Consider the following 6,694-nt stretch of genomic DNA (forward strand, 5'->3'; position numbering starts at 1 on the left):
GGACACGAATCATCTATTGAAATAGAAATGACCGATGCACCCTGGGTATTACATGTAGATGGGGCATCCAACTCTTCTGGCTGCAGGAGGGGGTTAATCTTATCTACCTCATGGGGATGCCATAGAGTATGCACTACGGTTTTCTTTTAAAGCTTCTAACAATCAAGCCGAATATGAGGCTCTTTAGCAGGTTTGAAAATTGCAAAAGAGGTAAATGTCAGAAGATTGAAGGTATTGTCTGATTCACAGCTGGTTGTCAATCAGGTGAAAGGGGACTTTGAGGTTCATGACACCACTTTGAGTTTATATTTGAAGAAAGTCAAAGAACTGGGGACTTCATTCGATTCATGGGATATCAGTCACATCCCTAGAATCAAAAATTCTCGAGCCGATGCATTATCCAGATTAGCTACTTCTACACCTGAACAGATGGGTCGGATCTTTGTGGAATATTTGGAAATTCCGAGTATCTCGGCAACTGAAAAAGAAAAAGTTCTCCAAATAGAACCAGAAATGAATTGGATGGATCCGATAGTAAAGTACCTGACTGAAGGAATATTGCCTAAAAATGATATAGAAGCTAAGCAGATTAGAAAATGGGCTGCTCAATATGTCATCTTGGATGGTTTATTATATAAAAATCATTTACTCAGCCATTGTTGAAATGTCTGATTCCTTCGGATGCTGATTATGCTCTTAGAGAAGTACATGAGGGTATATGTGCTATCATTAGAGGAAGATCTTTAGCCTATAAAATCATAAGACAGGGTTATTATTGGCCGACTATGCAAAAGGATGCTGCAGATTTTGTAAGAAGATGTGATTCTTGTCAAAGATATGCAAATATCCAAAGACGTCCTGCTAGCCAGTTGGCATAATTAATAGCTCTTGGCCATTTGCTCAATGGGAAATGATAAAGAACAGGAAGCAACAAAATCATAATAATTTTCTTTGGCTTTTTGTACCAAAGTTTCTAAAGAATTAAGACTTTGTAATAAGCTATAAAAACTTTGCAAATAAAAAACGCCTCTCATAATTGCACTTCCTTGCTGGCTGAAAAATAAAAGTATTGTTTTTGGATGTTTGTTTGTTTGGATGTTTGTTTGGATTTTCTAATTTTATTTATTTTTTGTGATTTGCAAAACTTTATTCATCTTCCCAATCTGTTTGGAACTCTTTTTCCCACTTTTCTTCTAATTCGTCTTCCCAATTTTGGCTTTGCCAATTTTGCAAATTTGTCGAACCATCCCAGTTTTTCTGTCTAGTTCTTGATGACGACGAATTTATTATTGCATCTCTTTGTTTTGGTTCTGCTTGCGAACCATCTTTTTAACCCAAAAGGTATAAATTTTTAATACCTAATCGAGAATTTTTTAAATCTTCTGATGCTATGAGTGTTATTACCATAGCCGTATTTCTCTGATAAATCAATGTCTTTTTGATAGACATATATTAATTTCTTTGGAGCATTTTTGAGGCAAAAAGGTTTTTTTGAATTTTGCAAAGAACACAAATAATAACAAAAAGAATAGGTAGTTATCGCAAACAGAAAAGAATTTGGGATTTTTTTGATATAATTTCTGACTTGTCTGCATATTGAATCTAGATAAATATCGTGAACTTTGGGTTTGGGGAATGTTGCATTATGATTTGAGTTTGGTATTTTGGCAAAGTAAAGTTAGTTAAAAAATAAACTCCACAAATTAAAATTAAGGAAAAAATGTAAAAATTGCATCCTAAAATAATTATAATTGTCTTTTTTGTTTAATTTTTTGCCTTCGGTTGTTTTTGCAACAAAAAATATTTAATTATCATTAACCCATTTTATATAAAATATTTTTTACCCTTTTTTTATTTTCGGATTTTTGGGCTTTGGTGATTTGGAGATTTTTGCTTTTGGGAATAATTTATTTTTGGCTTGTTGGTTTTTGCTTGCTTTATTCGTTATCGTTATTCGTTAGGGCTTTATTTTCTGTTTTGTTTTGACTAAATTTATTTTGATTTTTACAATGTGGAAATAAAATAACATCACGAATATTTGCAGTATCGGTTAAAAGCATAACCAAACGATCAAGTCCCATTCCAAGACCACCAGTTGGAGGCATGCCATAATTAAGGGCTTTTAGGAAATCATAGTCCATGTCATTGGCTTCGTCGTTGCCTAATTGTTTTTGTTGTAATTGATTTAAAAACGTTTTTCTTTGTTCGATAGGATCGTTAAGTTCGCTAAAAGCATTAGCAAATTCCTTTACCACAATAAAAGTTCAAAACGGTCAGTAAAGCGAGGATCAGCTTCGTTTTGTTTTGCCAAAAGGACTTATTTCCAGTGGGTGTCCGTAGACAAAAAGTAGGTTGAATGAGTTTTTTCTACGTATTTTCCAAAAAAAGCCTCAATGATATGTCCGACTAAAATGGGGCATAACTAATTTGGTGTTTTTTTTTGCCAAAGAAAGGCATTGTTCCAAGGTAAAATTATCTGTAAAATCAATTCCTGTTTTTTCCTTGATTGATGCAACCAGCATACTTACACTTTTGCAAAATGGGAAAAATCAATTTCTTGGTTTGGTAAGTAAATTGCAACTTGCCAAACAATTTTAGACCATTTAATTCTTTAAGCATTGCTTTGTTAATTCCATAATATCTTGCATATCAGCATAAGCCAAGTAAGCCCTCAACTAGTGCTAAATTCGGGATTATGTGTTGCATCAATTCCTTCATTTCTGAAAAGACGTCCGATTTCATAGACTTTATTCATTCCACCAACAATTAATTTTTTAAGGGGTAATTCGGTAGCAATTCTCAAGTAAAAATCACAATTAAAACGTTGTGATGAGTGATAAAAGGTTTGGCAGAAGCGCCTCCCAAAGTTGGTTGTAAAATAGGAAGTTTCTACTTAAAAAGCCTGATTATCAAAAAAAATTTCTAATGTATTTCATAATCAAACTGCGAGTTAAAAATACTTGTCTTGTTTTTTCTGTTTACGATTAGATCAACATAGCGATTTTTCTCATCTCTTCGCGGTTTTGCAAGCCATGAAATTTGTCAGGTAAAGGTTTTAGGGATTTGGTAAGATGAATAAATTCCAAAGGCTTTAATGGTTAATTTTTGCGTTTTTGGTTTTAAATAAAAAACCTTGATGACTATGATATCTCCTAAATCACAATTTTGATAAATCTGAAAAAGATCTTTTTGCTCACTAAACGTAGCGTTTATATATGCTTGCATTCGGAAATTAAATCTTTGTAAATGCAAAAAACCTGCTTTGCCTTGTCCTCTTTTTTAAAACGATTTCTGCCAGCTACACAAACATTGATTTGTGATTTTTCGAGAGCTAGACTATCTGCTTTTTGGTATTGCAAAAGAATTTGTCTGATGGAATTTAGAAGGGACAAATTTTTTCCAAAAGGATCGATGTTTATTTTTTTTAATTCATTCATTTTTTTGGTTGTCTAATGATTTCTTGTTCGCTTAATTTTGCTGCCATTGATATGCTCCTTGCATCATTTATTTTTTTTAAACATTTATTGCTTTATTATGCAAAAAAACTTTTGGTTTTGGTGATGTTTTTGGATAGGTTAGAGGATTTTTTTGTGGGGAAATGCAATTTTTTTTATTTGGTGGTTTGAAAAAGCAAAAAAAGTTAATTAGTTTGGATAAAATAAAAAAAGACACTCATAAAGAATGCCTTTTGGGTTGGTAATGGAATTTTACAAAATTAAAATTGTTTTTTGTTTTGATTGATGAATTAAAAATTCAAATCAAAATAGTTTTAAAAGAGATTATTTGGTAAAAAGATAATTTTTAAAAAGGATGTTTTTAACAAAATAAGTAAATATTAAAATTATTTATATCAGCGGTTTTGGTATTTTTTATTGGTTCCAACCAAATAACTAATAAGAAATCAAAGAATGCCGCCTAATAAAAAAGCAACTATTAAAGGCAACACAATGTCTTTTGCTATTCATTTCGCAACTATATCCCCATTTGTAAAAAAGGACAATAAAGAAAACTGCTAAAGCTATTAAAAATACAATTAATCCTGTCATCATCCCTTAAGTGAAACATCAAACATTCCTTCGTTATACATTTTAAACCTCCATTTTGTTTTTTTAAGATAAAATATTTACTAAAAAACAACAGCAAAAAGTGCTTTTTGTGAAAAAAAATTGGATTTTTTTGAACTTTTTTATGCAAAAATGGACTTTCAAAATGAATAAATTTAAATAGTTATATGATAAATTTGTAAAGTGATATATAAGTTTATTAAGATTATGAAAATATTTATAATGGGATTCCAAATTTAGTTTATATGTTATTCCTTAATTTGGATATTTTTGTCCAAATGTGTTAAAATAGGATTAGTGCAAATTGTTGTAAATCGCATTTTAATTATTTTGCCATAAGTCACAAAAGCACCAAGTCTTTAATTTTCCTTGCGTTTTTTGCTTTATGTTTCTTTTTGTTTCTTTTGACCTTGGCATATCGTAAAAACTGTTTTATTTGTAAAAGTTTCTTAGTATAGTAAGTTTTATTATAGTAAAAAACAAAAGGAAAAGAAACAAAATATGAAAACATGAAAACTAAAAAACAATAAAAAATAATAATACCAGCATAATGGAGCACATCCAAAAGAATTACAAACAAAACATAATCAAAATATCAATATAGAAGATATTAAAAAGATGAAAATATTACCTTATTAAAATGGATAAAATCTAAAAGATGGCGTTTTTGATATTAAATATGAAATTGAATTTGCTAAAAGTGATTATGGAAAAAATTAAAATTGCAGATGAAATGAAAAATAGAAACTATATCATCTTAAAATATTAAGTTGTCTAAATAAACGAAACAGTTTAAAAAATTATGTTATAATTTACTATATAATAAATTTTTTATTATACATGTTTCGATTACTAAAATAAAAATTTTTATATAAAATCAAAAAGAGGTAGCGGTGTAAAAGAGTATATGTGTGAAGGAAGGCATTCTGTGAAGCATAAGAAAGGTAACCATCGCCGAATAATAATTATGGCAATAATTTATTATGAGATTATAGTAGAAAATATCTATAATATTCTTGCTGTTTTAACAGTAAAGGCGCTTTAATCAAGTTCTCTAAAACCTTCTTTTTAAGAAGGTTTTTTGTTTTATAGGAAGGAAAATCATTTTGCTAACGTTATCTTTTTCAAGAATTAAGAATTATTTTAAAGCTAAATATCTTTTTTAACAATTTTAACTATTATTGTATCTTTTTTATTATATGATGATTTTTATCCTCAAAATACTAAAAACAAAGATGAAAATACTTTAGTTGTAGGAAATGGAATGCAATTATAAACCTTTATAATTATCTTTCTAATAATAAAGATAAAAAGACTTGCACTCCTTTAACAAATAAATGGCAAAGAAAGTGATATTTAGTTGCTGGATATGACGTTTTAGTAGCTAAAGAATTAGTTGATTATTTAAATGCAAAGTATGATAAAAAAATTAAATTAGTAATTAAAAAAATAGATTTTGATAGTTTAATTCCTGCTTGTCAAAATGGAGATATTGATTTAATTATTGCAGGGATGAGTAAAACAAAAAGAAAGACAAGACCAATTGATTTTACTGATAATTCTTATTATGATGAAGATCAATTTTATGTTATTGTTATAAAATAAAAATATCCTAATAAGGGTGAATTTATAGTTAATGACAAAATTCAATTACCTGGAAAAATGTTATATCAACGAGGAACTTTTTACGAAAAAAAATGTGCAAAACATTAAGTTAGAAATAGTTTTAGGAAGGAATTGACAATTTTGATAATGTTCAAGCTGAAAAAGTTCAAACAGATTCCGTAACATTTATTTAGTTATACAAAATCTGTTAGTTCCAAAAAACATTTACAAACCTATAATAATTTAGATAAAGCTAGAAATGAAAAAGAAATAATTTTAGATAATAAAATAAAACAAGATGAAGAAATAAAACAAGCTCAAATCATCGAAAAAGATAAAGAAACAGTTTATATAAAGAAATAAAACAAGCCGCTGGAATACTTAAGTATTGGATTTCAAAACGTTGTTATCAACAAAGAATTTATTAACAACAAAACAAAATTACCAAAGAAGACATTGGAAGATTTTTTAACAAAAGAACTTACCTCAGATAAAAGAAAAGAATTCATGTATAAACAAACCTCAGAAAAAGATACATTAAATATATGGTCTATTTTTAAAAATAACTTTTCTCTTTATAAAAGAGGGATTTTAACAACTCTTAAATTTGGGATTTATGGCACTTTTGGAGGATTTGTCTTATCTTTATTGTTAGTTCTTTTCCAAGTGTTAAATATTACCAAAAAGAAAAGTCATTTTTTAATTTATTATTTGCATCAAATAGATGTAGAATTATTAATTTTTTATATATGGATTATTAAAAGTACTCCTATGTTGGTGCAAGCTTTTGTGAGTTATTTTTTCTTAAAGAGTTTTACGTCCCGCATTACTTGCGCTACCCAATGTTTGCCGTTTATATGTACCATTTCAGTCACTATGGGCTATATTTCAGAAATTATTACTAAAAATATTTCTTGGATAAAGGGCAAATTGAGGCTTCCTTGTCTTTGTAGAACACACATATTCAAACAATGAGCTATATTGTTTGCCCCGTTATTAAAAGATCACAAACTCCTATTTTAGTT

The 6,694-nt window shown here is 28.7% G+C and carries 5 protein-coding genes, 2 pseudogenes and 1 riboswitch; of the genes and pseudogenes, 4 read left to right on the top strand and 3 right to left on the bottom strand.

Annotated elements, in window-relative coordinates; genetic code table 11:
* Window positions 1-192 precede the first annotated feature (192 nt).
* A complete protein-coding gene (locus ACEW7V_RS01225; protein WP_374695623.1) occupies window positions 193-663 on the top strand; it encodes a reverse transcriptase-like protein in 471 nt (156 codons plus the stop codon).
* Window positions 660-878 carry an integrase zinc binding domain-containing protein gene (locus tag ACEW7V_RS01230; RefSeq protein WP_374695624.1) on the top strand — a complete coding sequence of 73 codons (219 nt, stop codon included), beginning with the start codon at window positions 660-662 and terminating at the stop codon, window positions 876-878. The genes ACEW7V_RS01225 and ACEW7V_RS01230 overlap by 4 nt, the downstream gene beginning before the upstream one ends.
* Before the next feature lie 1,059 nt (window positions 879-1,937).
* Here ACEW7V_RS01230 and ACEW7V_RS01235 read toward each other — a convergent pair.
* The 3 genes and pseudogenes from ACEW7V_RS01235 to ACEW7V_RS01245 all read right to left on the bottom strand — a co-directional run bounded on the left by ACEW7V_RS01235 (window position 1,938) and on the right by ACEW7V_RS01245 (window position 3,252).
* Window positions 1,938-2,255 (bottom strand): amino acid--tRNA ligase-related protein, encoded by a 318-nt coding sequence (locus ACEW7V_RS01235; RefSeq protein ID WP_374695625.1) that lies wholly within the window; start codon window positions 2,253-2,255, stop codon window positions 1,938-1,940.
* Between the two features lie 416 nt (window positions 2,256-2,671).
* Window positions 2,672-2,827 (bottom strand): annotated as a pseudogene (locus tag ACEW7V_RS01240) (amino acid--tRNA ligase-related protein); the annotation flags it as partial.
* A gap of 215 nt (window positions 2,828-3,042) precedes the next feature.
* Entirely contained in the window at window positions 3,043-3,252 is a 210-nt protein-coding gene (locus ACEW7V_RS01245) for a hypothetical protein (protein ID WP_374695626.1), read from the bottom strand.
* A gap of 1,686 nt (window positions 3,253-4,938) precedes the next feature.
* Window positions 4,939-5,114: riboswitch (Lysine riboswitch) on the top strand.
* Window positions 5,115-5,483: 369 nt separating this feature from the next.
* Here ACEW7V_RS01245 and ACEW7V_RS01250 point away from each other — a divergent pair.
* Both ACEW7V_RS01250 and ACEW7V_RS01255 read left to right on the top strand, forming a co-directional pair.
* A pseudogene (locus ACEW7V_RS01250) lies at window positions 5,484-5,669 on the top strand (transporter substrate-binding domain-containing protein); the annotation flags it as partial.
* A gap of 456 nt (window positions 5,670-6,125) precedes the next feature.
* Entirely contained in the window at window positions 6,126-6,644 is a 519-nt protein-coding gene (locus tag ACEW7V_RS01255; protein ID WP_374695627.1) for a hypothetical protein, read from the top strand.
* Window positions 6,645-6,694: the final 50 nt, after the last annotated feature.

It is taken from the genome of Areca yellow leaf disease phytoplasma (genome assembly GCF_041920595.1).